The sequence below is a fragment of the Cellulophaga omnivescoria genome (assembly GCF_001999725.1).
In the GTDB taxonomy this organism is placed as follows: domain Bacteria; phylum Bacteroidota; class Bacteroidia; order Flavobacteriales; family Flavobacteriaceae; genus Cellulophaga; species Cellulophaga omnivescoria.
Window position 1 is genome coordinate 151189 of the sequence record NZ_MDDP01000004.1, and the last position, 18975, is coordinate 170163.

Annotated in this window: 19 protein-coding genes; 5 read left to right on the forward strand and 14 right to left on the reverse strand. The window is 32.9% G+C overall.

Annotated features, from left to right (window positions below):
• The first annotated feature begins 2 nt into the window (after positions 1-2).
• Both BFJ87_RS03075 and BFJ87_RS03080 read left to right on the forward strand, forming a co-directional pair.
• Positions 3-1487: a calcineurin-like phosphoesterase C-terminal domain-containing protein gene (locus BFJ87_RS03075; RefSeq protein WP_077399767.1), complete on the forward strand. Its 1485-nt coding sequence runs from the start codon at positions 3-5 to the stop codon at positions 1485-1487.
• Between the two features lie 15 nt (positions 1488-1502).
• Positions 1503-2747: a hypothetical protein gene (locus BFJ87_RS03080; protein ID WP_077399771.1), complete on the forward strand. Its 1245-nt coding sequence runs from the start codon at positions 1503-1505 to the stop codon at positions 2745-2747.
• A 126-nt stretch (positions 2748-2873) separates the two neighbouring features.
• On the opposite strand, the gene BFJ87_RS03085 is transcribed toward BFJ87_RS03080, so the two are convergent.
• From BFJ87_RS03085 to folE, 5 genes are read right to left on the reverse strand one after another with little or no spacing between them, the layout of a single operon-like run.
• Positions 2874-3356: a monoheme cytochrome C gene (locus BFJ87_RS03085; RefSeq protein ID WP_077399774.1), complete on the reverse strand. Its 483-nt coding sequence runs from the start codon at positions 3354-3356 to the stop codon at positions 2874-2876.
• A complete protein-coding gene (locus tag BFJ87_RS03090; RefSeq protein ID WP_077399777.1) occupies positions 3356-4576 on the reverse strand; it encodes a sulfite oxidase in 1221 nt (406 codons plus the stop codon). Before BFJ87_RS03090 ends, BFJ87_RS03085 begins: the two co-directional genes overlap by 1 nt.
• 24 nt (positions 4577-4600) lie before the next feature.
• Entirely contained in the window at positions 4601-4786 is a 186-nt protein-coding gene (locus BFJ87_RS03095) for a hypothetical protein (protein ID WP_077399780.1), read from the reverse strand.
• 1 nt (position 4787) lies between these two features.
• Positions 4788-5090: a hypothetical protein gene (locus BFJ87_RS03100; RefSeq protein WP_077399783.1), complete on the reverse strand. Its 303-nt coding sequence runs from the start codon at positions 5088-5090 to the stop codon at positions 4788-4790.
• Between the two features lie 52 nt (positions 5091-5142).
• Entirely contained in the window at positions 5143-5742 is a 600-nt protein-coding gene (folE, locus tag BFJ87_RS03105) for a GTP cyclohydrolase I FolE (protein WP_077399786.1), read from the reverse strand.
• 165 nt (positions 5743-5907) lie between these two features.
• Here folE and BFJ87_RS03110 point away from each other — a divergent pair, with 165 nt between their 5' ends.
• Genes BFJ87_RS03110 through BFJ87_RS03120 form a run of 3 tightly spaced genes read left to right on the forward strand, consistent with a single transcriptional unit; the run spans position 5908 to position 7893 of the window.
• Positions 5908-6570, forward strand: coding sequence for an ABC transporter ATP-binding protein (locus tag BFJ87_RS03110; protein WP_077399789.1), 663 nt, complete (start codon positions 5908-5910; stop codon positions 6568-6570).
• Between the two features lies 1 nt (position 6571).
• A complete protein-coding gene (locus BFJ87_RS03115; RefSeq protein ID WP_077399792.1) occupies positions 6572-7129 on the forward strand; it encodes a CPBP family intramembrane glutamic endopeptidase in 558 nt (185 codons plus the stop codon).
• A complete protein-coding gene (locus BFJ87_RS03120; RefSeq protein ID WP_077399794.1) occupies positions 7129-7893 on the forward strand; it encodes a TIGR02757 family protein in 765 nt (254 codons plus the stop codon). The genes BFJ87_RS03115 and BFJ87_RS03120 overlap by 1 nt, the downstream gene beginning before the upstream one ends.
• A 27-nt stretch (positions 7894-7920) precedes the next feature.
• Here BFJ87_RS03120 and BFJ87_RS03125 read toward each other — a convergent pair whose 3' ends face one another.
• The 9 genes from BFJ87_RS03125 to BFJ87_RS03165 all read right to left on the reverse strand — a co-directional run bounded on the left by BFJ87_RS03125 (position 7921) and on the right by BFJ87_RS03165 (position 18858).
• The gene (locus BFJ87_RS03125) at positions 7921-8766 is read right to left on the reverse strand and encodes a 5-oxoprolinase subunit C family protein (protein ID WP_077399797.1); all 846 of its coding nucleotides are present in this window, start codon (positions 8764-8766) and stop codon (positions 7921-7923) included.
• Positions 8759-9487 (reverse strand): 5-oxoprolinase subunit PxpB, encoded by a 729-nt coding sequence (gene pxpB / locus BFJ87_RS03130; protein WP_077399800.1) that lies wholly within the window; start codon positions 9485-9487, stop codon positions 8759-8761. The genes BFJ87_RS03125 and pxpB overlap by 8 nt, the downstream gene beginning before the upstream one ends.
• Before the next feature lie 3 nt (positions 9488-9490).
• Entirely contained in the window at positions 9491-10231 is a 741-nt protein-coding gene (pxpA, locus tag BFJ87_RS03135; RefSeq protein ID WP_077399803.1) for a 5-oxoprolinase subunit PxpA, read from the reverse strand.
• Positions 10231-11463 carry an Nramp family divalent metal transporter gene (locus tag BFJ87_RS03140; RefSeq protein WP_077399806.1) on the reverse strand — a complete coding sequence of 411 codons (1233 nt, stop codon included), beginning with the start codon at positions 11461-11463 and terminating at the stop codon, positions 10231-10233. Before BFJ87_RS03140 ends, pxpA begins: the two co-directional genes overlap by 1 nt.
• 113 nt (positions 11464-11576) lie before the next feature.
• Positions 11577-13112 (reverse strand): YifB family Mg chelatase-like AAA ATPase, encoded by a 1536-nt coding sequence (locus BFJ87_RS03145; protein ID WP_077399809.1) that lies wholly within the window; start codon positions 13110-13112, stop codon positions 11577-11579.
• A gap of 89 nt (positions 13113-13201) precedes the next feature.
• Positions 13202-15601 (reverse strand): penicillin acylase family protein, encoded by a 2400-nt coding sequence (locus tag BFJ87_RS03150; protein WP_077399812.1) that lies wholly within the window; start codon positions 15599-15601, stop codon positions 13202-13204.
• Positions 15602-15685: 84 nt separating this feature from the next.
• A complete protein-coding gene (gene tilS, locus BFJ87_RS03155; protein WP_077399814.1) occupies positions 15686-16993 on the reverse strand; it encodes a tRNA lysidine(34) synthetase TilS in 1308 nt (435 codons plus the stop codon).
• Positions 16994-17013: 20 nt separating this feature from the next.
• A complete protein-coding gene (locus BFJ87_RS03160; RefSeq protein WP_077400098.1) occupies positions 17014-18318 on the reverse strand; it encodes an anthranilate synthase component I family protein in 1305 nt (434 codons plus the stop codon).
• 9 nt (positions 18319-18327) lie between these two features.
• The gene (locus tag BFJ87_RS03165) at positions 18328-18858 is read right to left on the reverse strand and encodes an NADPH-dependent FMN reductase (RefSeq protein WP_077400101.1); all 531 of its coding nucleotides are present in this window, start codon (positions 18856-18858) and stop codon (positions 18328-18330) included.
• Between the last annotated feature and the right edge of the window lie 117 nt (positions 18859-18975).

Below are 18975 nucleotides of genomic sequence, written 5' to 3' on the forward strand. Positions count from 1 at the left end.
CAATGGAAAATAGAAGAAAATTTTTAAAAAAATTAGGAATTACTGCTGGTGGTATATCTACAATTGGTGGCTTATCTCCCATTTTTGCAAATACCAAAGAGCAATTAGTAACCAATAAGCACATTAAAATTAATGGGCGCGTTACTACAAATGGTAAAGGTATTGCTAAAGTTCAAGTTACAGACGGACAGCAAATTGTGCTTACAGACCAAAATGGTAATTTTAATTTTTTAAGCAATAGTAACAGAAAGTTTGTATACATTACACAACCTGCAGGGTTTAAAATAAACCAACTAGAAAATGGTTCTGCAGACTTTTTTAAACATATGGATGCTACTAAAAAAAATAATGAGTTCTTGTTTGAACTAACACCTAGTGTAGTTTCAGATAATGAACATCATTTTTTATTACTTGCAGACCCTCAAATACAAAGTAAATATGAGGCCCAGCAATTGTTAAACGTGGCTACACCAGATTTTATTAATACTGTAAAAGATATAAATCATCCTAATACATTTGGTATTGGGTGTGGCGACTTAGTTTTTGATAAACTAGAATTATTTAAAGACTATAACCAATCAATAAAAAATACAAATGTACCTTTTTACCAAGTTATTGGTAATCATGATATGGATTTAAATGTGCGTAGTGATAAAATGACAACAACTACCTTTGAGTCACTTTTTGGTCCAACATACTACTCTTTTAATCGTGGAGAAATACACTATGTTGTTTTAGACGATGTATTTTTTATTGGTCAGGATAAAAAATATATTGGTTATATAAATGAAGAACAACTTGCTTGGTTAGAACAAGACTTAAGTTTTGTAGAACCAGGAACAACAGTTGTGGTATCATTACATATACCAACTTATACCGGTGCAGTACGCCGTTATCCAGAAAGAGATGTAATGGGAGGTGTTGTTAGTAACAGAGCATATTTATACAAAATACTAGAACCTTACAATACTCATATAATGTCTGGTCATACTCATTTTAATGATAATATGGTTGCTAAAAGCAGGTTTGAGCATTGTCATGGAACCGTTTGTGGTGCTTGGTGGAGTGGCCCTATTTGTTGGGACGGAACTCCTAGTGGCTATGGCGTATACTCTGCAAAAGGTTCAGATTTTAAATGGTATTATAAATCTATTGGACACGATAAAGATTACCAGTTTACAGTCTATAAAAAAGGAGAACATCAAGACCATAAGGATAAATGGTGTTTAAATGTATGGAACTGGGATCCGGAATGGCAAATTTGTTGGTATGAAGACGGAATTAAAAAAACTGACGTATCTAAAATTATGGCTTTAGATCCACTTAGCATTAAACTACATACCGGACCAAAATTACCTGAAAGAAGATCATGGGTAGAGCCACAATTAAATGATCATATGTTCTTTTTTACGCCAAATGAAAAAGCAAAAACTATTACTGTTGAGGTTACAGATAGGTTTGGAAATACATACTCACAAACAGTATAACATTACAAAAACATTATGAAAAAACATATAATTACAAGTGTATTATGCGCTGCTTTTGCTGCAATAAGTTGCCAAACAGAGGCAATAGACACAACAGAGGACGTTGTAGCTACACCTTCTAATACAGGTATTAACTACGTAGATGAAAGTGCTTTTATAAACTCTTTAAGTACAGAAACTTTCCTTAACCCAACAGATATTAGCCTAAACAGGAATGCTACAACTGCTGGTTACAACCAGGTTTATGGTTTTAATATTCCGGAAGATAACCAAGTTTTAGGTTTTAAATGGAATACTGGTGACCAAAACACTACAGATTGGAGACCACAGGGAATAACTGGTTTTACGTGGAATCAGAAACGGTTTTTACTAGCAACTTGGTATGGTATTGGCCCATCTAATATAAACGGAGTTGAAAACCAACATAAAGGAGTTAGAATTTCTTTGGTAGATATCACAAACCCAAACAACATAACTTACCGCCATATACTATTAGTACAAGACAAAAATAATATTAGTAACCCAAAGTTATTTAAGGCTACAAATAGTTATGATCAGTTAAATTTGTTTGCACCGGTTACCGTACACGCTGGTGGTGTAGCTTATGCAAATCAGAAAATATATGTAGCTTCTACTAGTTTAGGATTACGTGTTTTTGATTTAAATAATATTATAGCTGTTAGTTCAGACAATACCAAAAACAAAATTGGCCAAGATGCAAACGGAGATTTAAAGGCTTTTAATTATGGGTATATTTTACCGCAATCTGGATATTATGATATTTTAGATGGAGATCCTTTTTCTTGTGTATCATTAGGAGAAAACACTACTGGTAATAATATGCTTTACACATCACAATATAAAACAAGTAGCAGCAGTATTATACCTTCTGTTTACGGTTTTAACCTATCAAGCAACGGAGATATTGATACTTACATAACGGCAGAAATAAGTGTTCCTAAAGATAATGCATCTGGCAATAACGGACCACTTTACAATATACAAGGTGTTTATAGAAAAGATAGCACAAGTGTTTTTGCTGTTACAGGTAAAAGTAGTTATAAAGGTTCTACAGCAAGATTAGTGCGTTACACAGACGGTGAAGCATCTGGAACAAGATATAGATGGCCACATGGAGCTGAGGATTTTTACCTTGAAAAAAGCACAGGATTATTATGGAATTTAACAGAGTATGAAACCTCTAAGTATGGTGAAGAAAACAGAACAGTATTTGCCGTACGTTACGCTGACTATAATTAATTTTTAGTTTTTTCGTTAATAGTTGTCTACAGCCCTTAGAGTATTTTCTTAAGGGCTTAGATTTAAATAAAAGCTTTAAATAAGGTTATTTAATAAGTTTTAAATCTATTAATAACAAGAAGTAATTTAATTTAACTGGTACCACTCAATATTTTCTAAATTAGCACGTCTACCCATACTTTTGGGTGCGTAATTTTTAGCTAAGTAGTTTACTATAATCTCTTCATTATTTCCTAAATCCCAAAGGTTTTGGGTTTCTTGCATCCATCTAATTGTAGCTATCCAACGTTCTTTAGTCATTCTGTTTTGAGTAACCATTTTGGCAGAGTGGCAGCTAGTACAATTATTCACCACAGTCATTAACCCATCATCCTCTACAAAACCTGTTCTTATGTGTATCCCATTTTCAATTTTGTCCCAATCACCTTCTTCAATAGTGTTTTCTATTACAACAGTTTGCAATTCTTCATCTGTATTAAAAGCAGAAAAATTTGGATCTACAAGCGCATAAATAGCAAATACTACTCCCAAAAGCACTACACACCACACCATAATAAGCATTCTGTATACCTGCTTAGCCTGATTTTTAAACTTGTTTTCTTTGCTCATTATTTCACTTTTACAGCTATTCTATGACAAGCATTGTTTAAATATCCTTTAGGGTTCCAGCCAGGTACAAGCATTGGCTGTGCTACATTATTTACATCTGTTGCCCTAGCCCAAACCTCATAATACCCTTTTTCTGGAAATGTAATTGCTGCATTAAAATGCTGCCACGCTAACCTGTTTACAGGTTTTTCTAGGGTACAGGTATTCCAGGTAGCACCAAAGTCTATAGAAAACTCCATTTTAACCACCTCTAATTCTCCTGCCCAAGCGTGTCCGCGAATGTTTAGTTTTTTACCCAAATCTATCATTGCTCCAGATTTAGGATAAGTAATTAAAGATTTTACAGGCATAGACTCTATAATTTTCATATCCACGTCTTTAACCTTTTCTCCTGGGGCAACCGGATTCTTTGGCACTCTGTAAGCCGGAGCTTTCATTTTAGCACCATCATGTTCTTTGTTTCGTACACTAATACCATTTAGCCATTTCCCAGATGTAGATGCTGGCCAACCACCACATACCAAACGCAAAGGATAACCGTGAGCCGCTGGTACATCTTTACCGTTCATTTTAAAAGCAACCAAAGTTTCATCTTGTAAAGCTTTACTCATTGGCACGCCTCTAGAGATAGGCTCTTTGTTAGGGTTTCTACTAATATGTGAGTCTGCTGCGTGGTATCCAATATAAATAGCAGAATCTTTAATACCTACATCATCAAGTATATCTTTAAGTCTAACTCCTGTCCAACTTGCGCAAGATACAGCACCAACAGTCCATTGGTTTCCTTTAGCAGGCGGATTAAACTCAGATCTACCATTACCGCCACACTCTATAGTTAATTGGTAAGTATACTGTTTAAATTTAGATTTTAATTCTGATAAAGTGTATGATTTTTTCTGCTGAACAGATTCGCCATCTATGGTAAGTGTCCATTTAGAGATGTCTATATTTTCTGGCGGAATACCATTATTTCTAATAAACATATTTTTGTTAGATGTTACTTTTTCATCTAGCAAATGTGCTTTAGCTTCAATATTCCAAGGCTTATCATTTAAAACAACCATTTCCTTATCTAAATTAAACAAGGTAAATGGATCTGTTTCTTGTAAAGCTAAAGGTTGGTAATTTACGGGCATTTTAGAACCAAAAACAATATCAGCTCCAATAATACCAGCCATAGTAGTTAAGGATGCCTTTTTAACAAAGTTTCTTCTTTTCAATTTTGGTATAAGATCAAAAAATTATTACTCAATTTCTCCCCTATTTCTTGCTCTTATATTAAAAATCATAGCAATGGTTATTATTACCGCGGATACAATTCCCACATAAAAACCAATACTTAAGTTAGTATAATCTGCAGTAAGTAGGTGCATTAAAATTAGCAATAAACAAAAGAAAATTACTATAAATGGTATAATTTTTTTACTCATACTATTTTTTTTCTAGTACCTCTCCAAGTTTAGAGCCACTTATAACGTAGGTATAAAACCACATAATGGTAAATGATGGTATAAAATCTGTTCCCGGAATTAATTCTTCTACAAAGGATGCCATACCTGCCGCTTTACCTGCCGCGCCCTTATACATTCTGGTCATTAACCAAAAAGAAAGTGGTGCCCAAATAACATCGGAAAATTCTCCTATCCCTAATACCGAAAAGGATAGCATTCCTACGGCGTCAAAAAGAAGCCCTAAAAATAAGTCTCTGTATTTTGTATTTTTTTTGTTTGTCATATTAAAATAGTTAATGTTACCTACTAATATACAAAAGTAATGCCAGTGTTTATTAGGATAAGTCTGAGCTAATTAACTTTAAAAACTCATTACGCGTTTCTTGCTTCTCAAACTGACCTCTAAAACCAGATGTTGTGGTTACAGAATTTTGTTTTTGCACGCCACGCATCATCATACACATATGCGATGCTTCTATAACAACAGCAACTCCTTGTGGTTTTAAGGTATTATTTAAACATTCTAAAATATCATGAGTTAACCGCTCTTGTACTTGTAGCCTTCTGGCAAAAACATCTACAATTCTAGGTATTTTACTTAACCCAACTATATGTCCGTTAGGTATGTACGCTACATGTGCTTTACCAAAAAAAGGCAGCATATGGTGTTCACATAAAGAGTATAGTTCTATATCTTTAATAATAACCATATCGTCATAATCTTCCTTAAACATTGCAGCTTTTAATATCTTTACGGGGTCTTGCTCATAACCTTGGGTTAAAAACATCATAGCTTTTGCAGCTCTTTCTGGTGTTTTTACCAAACCTTCTCTACTAACATCTTCTCCTACTCCTTCAATTATTTTAGCGTATTTTTCTTTTACAGATTCTGTTGCTTCTAAATTATATTCTTCAAAATTTTTATAAAAAGACATCTATATATTGTTTTATGCTTGTTTTTTTGGTTGATATAGCCCTTGCTTTACTAAAACGGACTCTTCTATTTCAAAAATAGGTATTAAAATTGAATACCGCTTTCTTTTATTTATTTTTGCCATATCAACGCTAATGAGTACTTTCATCAGCGAAAAAGACAGGGAATGATAAAAGCAGAAAATATTCAAAAGTTTTACGGTAAACTACAGGTTTTAAAAGGGGTAAATCTTCATATTAAAGAAAAAGAAATTGTCTCTATTGTTGGCTCTTCTGGTGCTGGAAAAACCACTTTATTACAAATATTAGGAACTTTGGATGCCATTTCTAAAACATCTTCTAGCAGTTTGCTAATTAAAGATACAGATATTACCAAATTAAAAGATAAGGAGTTAGCTAAGTTTAGAAATGAAAATATTGGTTTTATTTTTCAGTTTCACCAATTATTACCAGAGTTTACTGCTTTAGAAAATGTATGCATACCTGCTTTTATAAAAAAAACAACTAAAACTGCGGCAGAAAAAAGAGGAAAAGAGCTTTTAGATTTTCTTGGACTGTCTCATAGATACCACCATAAACCTAGTGAGTTGTCTGGCGGAGAACAACAACGTGTTGCTGTAGCTAGAGCTTTAATAAATAACCCTGCTATAATTTTTGCCGATGAACCTAGTGGTAATTTAGATTCTGAAAGTGCAGATAACCTACACAAATTATTTTTTAAGCTTAGAGATGAGTTTGGACAAACATTTGTAATTGTTACACATAACCAAGAGTTAGCAGATATGGCAGATAGGAAATTAGTAATGGTAGACGGACAAATACAACAATAATATGCTAAAATTAGTTTTTCAGTTCTTAAAAAACCCAGAAAATAATCCTGATGAGAATACAGATTTTAGATATAGATTTATATCTTTTATTAAATTACTTTTTTGGGGATTGCTTATTGGTATTGGTATTGTTGTTTTTAACTCTATTTGGGAGGTAACTGGTATTCTAGGCCCAAATGAACATGCTTTAAGTTCCGCTATGGACGATTATACCACGCCAATGCTTTTTTTATTAATTGTTATAGCCGCTCCCTTGTTTGAAGAATTATTTTTTAGAGGTCCGCTTGCTTTTTTTAAAGAAACTAAAACGTTTAAAATAGCCCTTTATGTATCTATTTTATTATTTGGAGCTGTACATATTACTAATTTTGAAATTACACCAATGGCACTTCTATTGTCACCGTTTTTAGTAGCTCCACAATTGGTTTTAGGTACTTTTGCTGGTTACATACGTGTAAAATTTGGTCTAATTTGGTCTATTGCACTACACGCCTGCCATAACTTTATTCTGTTTTTGCCATTGGCTCTTTTTAAACTTTTAGAACTCCCTATAGAATAATGACTAAAGCAGAATTAAAAGAGTTTTTAGATGTTAAGGTTGTACAATACAACAACCCAGATTTTATAGATTCTGATCCTTTACAAATTCCACATCGCTTTACTAAAAAAGAAGATATAGAAATTGCTGGTTTTTTAACGGCAACTATAGCTTGGGGAAACCGAAAGAGTATTATTAAAAATGCAGATAAAATGATGACTCTTATGCACAACTCTCCTCACGATTTTGTGCTAAACCATTCTGATGATGATTTAGGTAACTTTAAAGGTTTTGTACACCGCACATTTAATGAAACCGATTTTACTTTTTTTGTACAGAGTTTAAAAAACATTTATACAAATCACGGTGGTTTAGAGGCTGTTTTTGCTAAACATATTAAAAATAATGATTTGCAAACTGCAATCTCTAAATTTAAAGCTACTTTTTTTGAAATTGGACATCCTAAACGTACTACAAAACACATATCAGACCCTTTAAGAGGTTCTGCTGCAAAACGTATTAATATGTTTTTACGTTGGATGGTACGTGATGCTAGTAGCAAAGTAGATTTTGGCATTTGGAAAACTATAGACCCTGCACTACTCTCTTGCCCATTAGATGTGCATTCTGGCAACGTTGCGCGTAAACTTGGACTTTTAAAACGCAAACAGAATGATGCTAAAGCTTTAGCTGAATTGGATAAAAGCTTGCGTAAACTAGACCCTAAAGACCCATCTAAGTACGACTTTGCTTTGTTTGGTCTTGGAGTTTTTGAAGGGTTTTAGATTAGATTTTTAGTTCTTCTCTATTATTTATATCAAACTAAAAGCAAGTTTATCTCCAGTAAATTTCTGAGCTAATATATTTATTGCGGTGTTTGATAATTGCAACACTCTTGGGTAACCACCTGTGGTTTGGCAATCTTTCATTAAAATTATAAGTTGCCCAGATGGAGTTAGCTGTACTGTTCCTGGTAATACTACTGATGTTATTATAGGCTCTAAAGTATTAGGCAAAAGTTCTGTTAGTTGGTACGCCATTCTACTATTATTTTTTGAAACCGTAAACACTGTATTTAATAGTTTTTTCTGTTGTTGAATAGTTAACTTATGAAACTCTGGCCCTTTATGCGCTGTAATGACTTTTTCTTCTAAATAAACATTATTTACAACTAAACTAGCGTTTGATTGCTTTTTTATAGTTACAGCATTTTTAATAGGTAAAAAAAGATTTTTTTGTATGGTTTGATGCTGAGTAACGTTTTTAAACATACTTCTACTTTTCATAACAACATCAGTTAAAAATCCGCCTAAAACAGCAATATAACCTCTAAAACCACTCTTTTTTGCTCCAAAAGAGAGAATATCGTTCTTTTTTACAACTATTACACTATTATTTTTTATTGGTATGCTATTTAATTTTGGCTGAAAATCCCCTCCTGTAATACAAATTCTGCTTTTACATAAAAACTGAAGTTTTGGACCTGTCATTGTAAACTCTAAAACGGCATTATTTTTAGCATTTCCTAATAACAAATTAGCTATTAAAGCAGCTCTTTCATCCATTACACCTGCGTAAGGTACTCCGTATTGCTGGTAACCAAACCTACCCAAATCTTGTACAGAAGTATAAAAACCAGTTTGTATAACCTTAACCATTGTAATCCTCACTTTCTATCTGAAAAACATTAGCATTTACTAAAGTTTTTATATCATCATACTTCTTTTTAGTAACCGAATAAAACTGAATAGCATCACCTGCTTTAGCAAAACAAGGAACATCTTTGGTTATATCAAAAAAAGGAAGTGGCGAGTTGCCAATAATATTCCAACCTCCTGGGCTTTCTACAGGGTAAACTCCCGTTTGGTTACCTCCTATTGCCACCGCACCTTTTTTAATTTTTAAACGCGGTGCTGCTTTTCTGGGCATTGCTAACTCTTCTGGCAATCCACCTAAATACAAGAACCCTGGTAAAAAACCAATAAAAAATACGGTATATACGGTTTTAGTATGCAGTGCTATAATTTGGTCTACACTAATATTTTTCTCTGCAGCTATTTCTTTAATATCTATTCCAAATTCATCTTCATAACAAACAGGAATTTTCCACAGTGTACTATTACTTTGTTTCCTTTTACTTTTCTGAGAGTATATTTGCTTTAAATTTTCAATTTCATTCGTCAAATTAATTCTAAAATCATCAAAAACTATTAAAAGAGAATTATAAGCAGTTGTTATTTCAATTCCTGATGTATAAAAAGCTTCAATTTTAGATTTAAACGCTAATACATCACTTAAAATATCTTTTGTAATAACAGGCTGCCATTCTACCAAAATAGAAGTGTCTCCAAATATTTTATAGTTTACATTAGTTGTCATATGTTAAGCAACATCAATATTTAAACTCTTTAATTTATCTTTTAACTGTTTTATAATTTTTACCGCATTTGGGTTGTCTCCGTGCACACAAAACGTATCTGCTTTAATTGTTTTTATTGTTCCTTGCACAGTAACCACCTTTTTACTGTAAAACATACCGTACACATGATTAAACAGCATATCAAAATCTTGTATAACTGCATTTTTTTGTAATCTAGAAACTAGTGTTAAATCATCATTATAATTACGATCTGCAAAAGCCTCGTACTTAATTTCTAAATTTTCCTTTATTGCTATTTTTTCAATTACTGAATTGTAAGGAACATATAATTTTACAGGTAAATTGATGCTTTTTACAGCTTTTACAACCACTTTTGCTACATTCTCATCTACAGCAGCCAAATTGTACAATGCGCCGTGTGGCTTTATATGATGCAAAGTAGTTTGTTCTTCTTCAATTACAGTAAGTAAGTTTAGTAGTTGTTTTTGAATAGAATTTAATAACTCCTGGTTACTCATTTTCATTACAACCCTTCCAAAGTTTTCTTTATCTGGAAAAGAAGGATGTGCACCTATTTTTACGTTATGTTTTTTTGCTAAACCTACAATGTGTTTCATTAAATCTATAGTACCAGCGTGTCCGCCACAAGCTATATTACAGGAGGAAATATAAGGCATTAATTGCGACTCATTACCAACACCCTCACCAACATCTACATTAATATCTATAGTTTTTTCTGTCATTAAAATAAGTTTAAAGAAAATACTTTATTTAAGGTTGCAACAGATAGTAAAATACTAATTGCAAGAATTATAAAGCCTAGTATATTTTGTTTTATATTGTTTTTGTATACACCTAAAACCGACTTTTTATTCATTATCCATAATAAAAAAGCAGCTATAATTGGTAGTAAAATTCCGTTTGCTATCTGAGCAAATTTTATAATGTCAATAGGTTTAATTCCTAATGAAGAAAATACAACACCTAAAAACAAAATAAACATCCAAACAGCTCTAAATTTTGATGATTTTAAGTTTGTAGACCACCCCAAACAACCACAAGTAACATAAGCTGCAGCTAATGGAGCCGTAATTGCGCTAGTAATACCAGCTGCAAATAAACCAATAGCTAAAAAGTACTTAGCAAAGCTACCAAACAAAGGAGCTAAACCTTTAGCTAAATCTGCGGCAGAACTAACCTCACTACCTTGTATTGCCGCAGCAGAAATTATAACGCACATAGATACTATACCACCTAAAATAACTGCTACAATAGTATCTTTACGAGCATATTGTAAATCGGTAACAGATTTCCATTTTTCACTCACCAAAGATGCGTGTAAAAACAAATTATAAGGCACAACGGTTGTTCCTATTAAGGCAATAACGGTTAATAAACCGTCTTTAGGTAGACTTGGCTTAAAAATGCTGCTAAAAATTGCTAATAGATCTGGTTTGGTAATAATTGCAGTAATTAAAAAAGCCAAACTCATTGCTATTACTAAAGAAATTAACGCTTTTTCTAAAACCTTATAATTACCAATAAATAGTAATACAAAAGCTATAATACCAATTAATATACTTAAGTAGTTCAAAGAAAAACTACCTATATTTATATAAGAATCTCCTAATATCGTTTCTAATCCAAGTATACCACCACTAATATTACCTGCCTCATAAACAGCATTACCTATAACAATTGCAGAAAGTATAAGAACTATGGTTAACCATTTTACAATTGGATTTTTAATTTCTGTACGTATAATTTTGCTTAGTCCTTTTTGAGATACAATACCTACTCTGGCAGACATCTCTTGCAATACAATTGTTGCCACAATAGAAAGTACCATTGCCCAAAGCAATGCAAACCCAAAATAAACTCCCGCTAGTGTACATACTGTAATAGTTCCTGGACCAATAAAAGCAGCAGCTATAAGCGGCCCTGGACCAATGTTTTTAAACCATTTTTTTATCATTCTGTAGGTTGGTTATTTAATGTAAGTTGAAAGATAAAAAACTTATAAGTTTATTACATTTAAAATGTGACAAATATTAAATAATGTATTCTATTGTTTTAGCTTGTTAAAACTTACCCCAACCACCCTTCTCTGTCTAAACTACGGTATTGTATAGCTTCAGAAATGTGATCTCCTAAAATAGCATCAGAATTAGCCAAATCTGCAATAGTTCTAGCCACTTTTAAAATTCGGTCGTACGCTCTGGCAGATAAATTTAAACGCTCCATAGCGTTTTTTAACAACTCTTTAGACGGCTTATCTAAAACACAATACTCTCGTATTTGCTTGGTATTCATCTGTGCATTATAATGTATGTTTTCTAAGGCTTCAAAACGTTTTGTTTGTACTTCTCTTGCCGCAGTAACACGTTTTCTAATCTCTACGCTACTTTCTCCTTTACGTTCTTCTGATAGCTTTTCAAAAGGAACAGGAGTAACTTCAATATGTATGTCTATACGGTCTAATAACGGTCCTGATATTTTACTTAAGTACCGTTGCATTTCTGCAGGTGAAGATGTTACAGGAGCATCTGGATCGTTAAAGTAGCCTCCCGGACTAGGATTCATACTTGCAACTAACATAAAACTACTAGGATAGGTTACCGTAAAACGCGCTCTAGCAATGGTTACCTCTCTATCTTCTATTGGTTGGCGCATAACTTCTAGTACTTTACGCTCAAACTCGGGCAGCTCATCTAAAAATAAAACTCCGTTATGCGATAATGATATTTCTCCTGGCTGTGGGTAACTTCCGCCGCCTACTAAAGCAGCAGAGCTTATGGTGTGGTGTGGATTTCTAAACGGACGTTGACTCATTAGTCCAGCATTTTTAATTTTACCTACCACACTGTGTATTTTTGTGGTTTCTAAAGCTTCATGCAGGGTCATTGGAGGCAAAATAGAAGGTAAACGCTTGGCTAACATTGTTTTTCCTGCTCCAGGAGGACCAATTAGTATAATGTTGTGTCCGCCTGCTGCTGCAATTTCCATACTACGCTTAATACTTTCTTGGCCTTTAACATCAGAAAAATCGAACTCTGGAAACTCTAAACTTTTATAAAACTCGGTTCTTGTATCTACAATGGTTTGCTCTAAAGGAACATCTTTATCAAAAAAATCTATAACCTCTGTAATTTTTTCTACACCAAATACTTTTAAGCCAGAGACAATTGCCGCTTCTTTTACATTTTGTTTTGGTAAAATAAAACCTTCAAACCCTTCCTCTTGTGCTTTAATAGCAATGGGCAAAGCACCTGTAATGGGTTGCAAACTTCCATCTAAGGAAATTTCTCCCATTATTAAATACTTTTCAATATTATCTGATTTTATTTGTCCGGATGCACTTAAAATTCCTATTGCCAAGGTTAAATCATAGGCAGAACCTTCTTTACGTAGGTCTGCCGGAGCCATATTTATAGTTATTTTTTTACCTGGAATTTTGTAACCATTGTTCTGCAAAGCCGCAGCAATTCTATAGTTACTTTCTTTTATAGCATTATCTGGCAAACCTACTAAATGGTAGCCAATACCTTTATTAATATTAACTTCTACTGTAATAGTTGTAGCCTCTACCCCAAATACAGCACTACCAAAAACCTTTGTAAGCATTAATTATTTTTTTCTTAAAAGTAAGAAAAATATTCTAAAATGAACAATTGTTTATTTAACGGTGAATTTAAAACTGCAAATAAAAACCACTAGTCATTTTCAACATCTGCCTTAAAAACTAACAACGATTTTTTTGTAGCAATAATTTCATCTTTATTCATCATCATTTTACGAAACTCACCATTTAAATACATTTTAGCTTGGTCGTTATAATGAGAGCTAAACGGACTGCCAGATTGTCCTGTAGGAAGTATACTTACACTATTTTCTATATCAGAAAAATCTATAACCCTACGTGTAGATGGGCCAGATGTTACTTTGTAAATACTATCTTCACTATACGTAAACCCCATATTATTTATAACCTCTTTAGTGCCATTTACAGGAAAAGGCCCTACATTAAAGTACTTACGTAACGCTTTTACTTTGCCAATAGGATGCTCGTGTTCTAGTGTGTGTATTTTTCCCCAAGTCCAAGTTTCCGTATCTTCTCCAAACTGTTTTTTTAACGATGACAATGCTGCTGTAAATGAAGATTGAAAAATATCATCTGAAGTTTCTACTTTATTGGTATTTACATTATCCCACCATATTGATGATTTATTAGTAACCAAAGGTGCTATTAACCTTTTATGAAAATGTGTTGTGAGTAATTGGTTAAATAGCTCCTCTCCCAACTCATCTTTAAAAGTATGCTTTAACATATAAAACACCCAACGTTGGTAAACGCTAGATTCTACACTGTTTACCGTAGCACTACCATCCCAATTGGTAAGTTTATCTAACAATTTAATGTCGTTAATATTTAGCTTACTAATGTCTATATTCTTTGCCATATTGGTAACAGTAGTTGGGTCTACAGCAGATGTTACGTCTGTTATCATTTTAGAAACCGACTCCAAATTCCAATCATTTTTGGGCTTTAACAACTGCTCTATACGTTTGGCTCTGTTTTCTGGCAAATAGTATCCAGGAAAAAATCTTCCGTTTATAGTGTCTGGCTGGTTGTTTGCAGAATACACAAACTCCCAAGGCGGGTTTTCTGCATGGGGATTATCTGAAAAATCTAAAAACGTACCACGTTCTTGTGTTCCATTAGAACCGTTTAAAATTAATTTGGTATTGGTACTATCGGGCATTTCATAAAGTTTTGCCGTTGCCCACCAAGCTACATTACCTTCTGCGTCTCCGTACATTATATTTAGCCCTGGAGCATGTAAATCTCTTAAATGACGCTTAAAAGTGCTCATAGACTCTGAATGCGACATACCATAAAGCGCACCAAGTAATTTGTTTTCTACCTGCGTATATATCCAAGATATAGTTACTGGTTTTTCTCCTGATACACTGGCAGCAACTCCATTTAATACGGCTCCGTGTCTGGTAGTTTTTACAGTAAATTTTACATCATCCTCACCTTTTACCTTTATTGTTTTGTGCTTATAATGGTATTTTCTCCAGCCATTTTCTGTTTTATACTGTGTAGTATCTTTTGGGTTGGTTTCTTCGTAATAAAAATCTACATCATCATTCTCAAACATTGTTAAACCATAAGCCAATTGCCTATTGTGTGCCAATAAAGGAAAAGGAACTCCCGCTAAATGGTACCCATATTTTTTATAAGTTGGAGTACTTAAATGGGCTTCATACCAAACGGTTGGCTGAGAAAAACCTATATGCGGATCGTTTGCTAAAATTACAGCTCTATTTTTTGTTTTTTCAGGCGATAAAACCCAACTATTACTCCCCTCAAACAAAGGAACTGGTAAATTTTTAAATGAAGATGCCAATTTACTAGCTAAATTAAGCTGTAAGGTATCTTTTAATGGGTCGTAATTTTTTATAAGTGTAGAGTTTGGTTCTGTGTTAACAGATAAATCTTGCAAATAAGCAGCTCCTAGCTTGTTTTTTATAGTACTAAGCAATGGATCTGTTTTATGAGCCATTGCAAAGCTAAAAGCCATATACCCAATGGTATTATGAATATCTTTAAGTGTAAACGGACGTTTGTTAACACCTGTAAGGTAAAATTCTACAGGAGTTGGCCCCTCTTCCTGAAACTGGTTAATACCATCTAAATAAGCCTCTGCCAATTGCACATAATCACTATTTGGATCTAAGTTTGCAACTGTTCGCTTAGAGTAATCATCAATACCCAACGACAAAAATAATTTATCGGTCTCTATTAATTCTTCTCCAAAAATTTCTGATAATTCTCCTGGACCAATTCTCCTTAACAATTCCATTTGCCACAACCTATCTTGCGCATGAACATAGCCTAAAGCACGTATTGCGTCTTTTTCTGTGGCACCATAAATGTGCGGAATTCCGTAGTTGTCATAATAAACATCTACTTGGTTAGATAAATTTTTTAAGTCTTTTTCTCCTTCATATTCAGGAGTTAAGGAATATATAAATATACAAAAGGCTAAAAATAACAGCCCCAAAACAGGAATGGCTATTTTTAGAATCTTTTTTAGTCGGCGCATGGGGTAGGTTGTTTGCCTAAAGGTAAAATTAAATTTTAAAAATGGAAACCTATTTAGCTGCTATAATTAAAAAAAAGGCAGGTATTATTTTACTAGACTGATTTTTAAAACGTTATCGCACCCAGCAGCTACTTTAAATCTATTATCTGCACGCTTACCTACTACCCAAACTATGTTAGACCCGGAGCATAATAACCACTGTTCATCCTTTTCTACAACACTAAGTTTTATATCTTTATAATATTTACTAAGCTTTTTTTTACCTTTTTGTCCAAACGGATAAAAAACATCTCCCTCTTCCCTTTTACGTAAAACCAGCGGAAACTTTAATTTAGACTTATCTACATAAATGGTGGTATTATTAGTAATTCCTATTTCAGATACATTTTTAAAATGCAATTTTATAGGATAACTTACAGTTTCTTGGTCTTTGTTCACCAAATACACGTCAGAATTAGCTTCTTTAAGCTCTTGTAACAACAAGTTTTCTCTATTTTTTACCAACCTGTGCGTTCTAGACAAAACCTGTTTACCGCTCATTGCAGTTAGTAAATTGGCTACATCTTGCCATTCTGTAAAACCATAATCACTAAACAATGCATACAAATAGGTTTTTAAAGGGTTATAAGTAATTAATTTGGCTACAGACACTTCTATAAATCCATTTTTATGTACAAATAATTCTTTTTTAAGAAGTGTGGTATAATCTTCCGCCAAAACAGAAGTCTCTTGTAAGTAAACTTGTGTATTATTAAAATTTTGTAAAAACGTAGGATGCAATTCTTTTAATTCTGGTACAATTTTATGTCTTATTCTGTTTCTTAAATATTTGGTTTCTTTATTGCTTTTATCTTCTCGCCATATAATATTGTTTTGCTTAGCAAAATTTTCTATCTGATTACGAGTAAAAGGTAATAATGGTCTAGCCAATGCACTAGTTTTTGATGGTATACCCAACAGACCATCTACCCCGGTACCACGAGATAAATTAATTAAAAAAGTTTCTAAATTATCATCTGCTTGATGACCTGTTAACACGGTTTCTAGGTTGTTTTCTTTAACTAATTTAGCAAACCAAGCGTACCTTAAGTCTCTTGCCGCCATTTGAACAGAAACTTTATTCTTATTAACATAACCAACTGTATTAAAATTAGTTACAAAAATTTTTTTGTGTAATTGGTGTGCTAAACTTCTAACAAATTCTTCGTCATCGTCACTAGCTTTGTCACGTAACTTAAAATTACAATGTGCAATAGAAAACTCTAGGTTTAATTGTGCACATAAATGTGCCAAAACAACGCTATCTACACCACCACTACAAGCAACCAAAAATGGACGTTGTAACAGCAATGGAAAATTAGCTTTAATATGATTTTTAAATTCTTTTAGCACACTACAAATGTAACTAAAGTTTAAGATACTTTACCCTCTAAAACTTGTCTCATTGCTTTTGCTTTAAGTAAGCACTCTTCATACTCCTTTTCTGGACTGGCTTTTGCTGTTATAGCACCACCAACAGAAAACGACACGTATTTTTCTGTGGCATTATACAAAATACTACGTATAACCACATTAAAATCAAAATCTTGTTCTGGCGTAAAATACCCAACGGTACCACTATACAATCCTCTTTTTGTAGCTTCTAATTCTTCAATTATTTGCATTGCAGAGACCTTTGGAGCGCCTGTCATACTTCCCATTGGGAACGTTTCTTTTATAATATCTACTACATTCTTATCTTTTTCAACACTTGAAGTAATTGTTGAAATCATTTGATGTACTTGATTATAGGTGTACACTTTACATAATTCCTCTACAGTAACACTACCTTTTAATGCACTTTTGGACAAATCATTACGTACCAAATCTACAATCATTATATTCTCTGCTCTTTCCTTTTCATCTGCACTTAAGTTTGCTCGTAAATCTTCATCTTCAAATTTGTTTAAAGATCTTTTTGCTGTACCTTTTATTGGTTGAGAAATTACCTTTGTTCCTACTTTTTTAATATACCGCTCTGGTGATGCAGAGGCCAAATATTTATCGTTTAATTTTAAGAAAACAGAAAAAGGAGCTTTTGATATTTTATTTAATTGATTAAAAGTTTCTAAAGGATTAATGATTGTATTTTCTGCATAAAACTCTTGGCAGAAATTAGCCTCATAAATATCTCCTCTTTGTATTTTTTGAAGCATTTTACCTACCCTACTAAAATAATCATCTTTAAAGATTCTCATTTTAATATGTATGTTTTTTTCTTTTAACTTCTTTTCTTTCTTAAGTTTTATGTTAGCAATTTCATTAAAATCTGGCTCAATTTCATCATCAACCATATTTAAATACATAAAAAGCACAGTATTCCCCTGTATTTTTATAATTTTTTTGGGTTGAAAAAAGTATAATTCTGGAAACTGTAAACCATCAAAATTTTCAGATTTTAAACGTTCTGTAGTATTTTTTAAATCGTACGTTAAATAACCAAAAATCCAATCTTTTGTTTCAGACTGGTAGGTTTTTAAATCCTCAAAAGCATTAAAACTATCTGTAGACAATGCGGTTAAGGCATCTACAGCCAATAATCCGTCTACAGAACTGTATTTGTCTTTATGCAAATTACTATCTAACCAAACAAGCTCGTAAAATTGCTGGCTCCAGATGAGTAATTTTGATTTAAATTCCTGTACATCATCAACCGTAAAAGAAAAAGATTTGCGCAATGGCATGGTTTATAATTTAGCTAAAAATTGATTTATAACTGCCTGGTATTCGGTCTTTAAATTAGATGCTACAAAAACATCTTCTTTAAAATTATCATAAAAAGAAGGCAACGAAAAGCTACCAACTATTTCTGCTCCAAAGCGTGGCAATACACCTTTTGCTTGTTCCATTGCACTAATTGCGCCTCTTTTACCAGGAGAAGTTGATAGTAAAAGTACTTTTTTATCTTCTAAAAAATTACGATCTAGCCTAGAAAGCCAGTCTATTAAATTTTTAAAAAAAGAAGATAACCCACTATTGTGCTCATTTACCGCTATTACTAAAGCATCTGCACTTGCAATTGCGCTATTTACCTTTTTTAGTTCTGCAGAAAAACCATCATTTTTTTCTGCATCTTCACTATACATAGGAATATTAACCTTAGACATATCTAATAAAGTAATAGAATTATCACCCAAAAGACTAGCGGTATATGTAGCCAATTTGTAATTTATAGAAGTACTACTATTACTTCCGGCAAAAGCTAAAATATTACTCATTTTTAAATAGTTTTTAACGAAAATACCGTAAATAACAATCATTTGCGAGCATTTTAGCTAATTTTGCAGACGAAAATAATAAAACCAACTGTAAAACAAGCACATAGCTTTTTTATA

What these genes read in the sequence shown, in the direction of transcription:
- folE (WP_077399786.1), bottom strand. Translation starts at nt 5,742, where the DNA reads ATGTCTTTTTATAAAAATTTTGAAGAATATAATTTAGAAGCAACAGAA.
- BFJ87_RS03120 (WP_077399794.1), top strand. Translation starts at nt 7,129, where the DNA reads ATGACTAAAGCAGAATTAAAAGAGTTTTTAGATGTTAAGGTTGTACAA.
- BFJ87_RS03080 (WP_077399771.1), top strand. Translation starts at nt 1,503, where the DNA reads ATGAAAAAACATATAATTACAAGTGTATTATGCGCTGCTTTTGCTGCA.
- BFJ87_RS03075 (WP_077399767.1), top strand. Translation starts at nt 3, where the DNA reads ATGGAAAATAGAAGAAAATTTTTAAAAAAATTAGGAATTACTGCTGGT.
- BFJ87_RS03115 (WP_077399792.1), top strand. Translation starts at nt 6,572, where the DNA reads ATGCTAAAATTAGTTTTTCAGTTCTTAAAAAACCCAGAAAATAATCCT.
- BFJ87_RS03110 (WP_077399789.1), top strand. Translation starts at nt 5,908, where the DNA reads ATGATAAAAGCAGAAAATATTCAAAAGTTTTACGGTAAACTACAGGTT.
- BFJ87_RS03165 (WP_077400101.1), bottom strand. Translation starts at nt 18,858, where the DNA reads ATGAGTAATATTTTAGCTTTTGCCGGAAGTAATAGTAGTACTTCTATA.
- BFJ87_RS03100 (WP_077399783.1), bottom strand. Translation starts at nt 5,090, where the DNA reads ATGACAAACAAAAAAAATACAAAATACAGAGACTTATTTTTAGGGCTT.
- pxpB (WP_077399800.1), bottom strand. Translation starts at nt 9,487, where the DNA reads ATGACAACTAATGTAAACTATAAAATATTTGGAGACACTTCTATTTTG.
- BFJ87_RS03140 (WP_077399806.1), bottom strand. Translation starts at nt 11,463, where the DNA reads ATGATAAAAAAATGGTTTAAAAACATTGGTCCAGGGCCGCTTATAGCT.
- BFJ87_RS03125 (WP_077399797.1), bottom strand. Translation starts at nt 8,766, where the DNA reads ATGGTTAAGGTTATACAAACTGGTTTTTATACTTCTGTACAAGATTTG.
- BFJ87_RS03095 (WP_077399780.1), bottom strand. Translation starts at nt 4,786, where the DNA reads ATGAGTAAAAAAATTATACCATTTATAGTAATTTTCTTTTGTTTATTG.
- BFJ87_RS03085 (WP_077399774.1), bottom strand. Translation starts at nt 3,356, where the DNA reads ATGAGCAAAGAAAACAAGTTTAAAAATCAGGCTAAGCAGGTATACAGA.
- BFJ87_RS03145 (WP_077399809.1), bottom strand. Translation starts at nt 13,112, where the DNA reads ATGCTTACAAAGGTTTTTGGTAGTGCTGTATTTGGGGTAGAGGCTACA.
- pxpA (WP_077399803.1), bottom strand. Translation starts at nt 10,231, where the DNA reads ATGACAGAAAAAACTATAGATATTAATGTAGATGTTGGTGAGGGTGTT.
- BFJ87_RS03150 (WP_077399812.1), bottom strand. Translation starts at nt 15,601, where the DNA reads ATGCGCCGACTAAAAAAGATTCTAAAAATAGCCATTCCTGTTTTGGGG.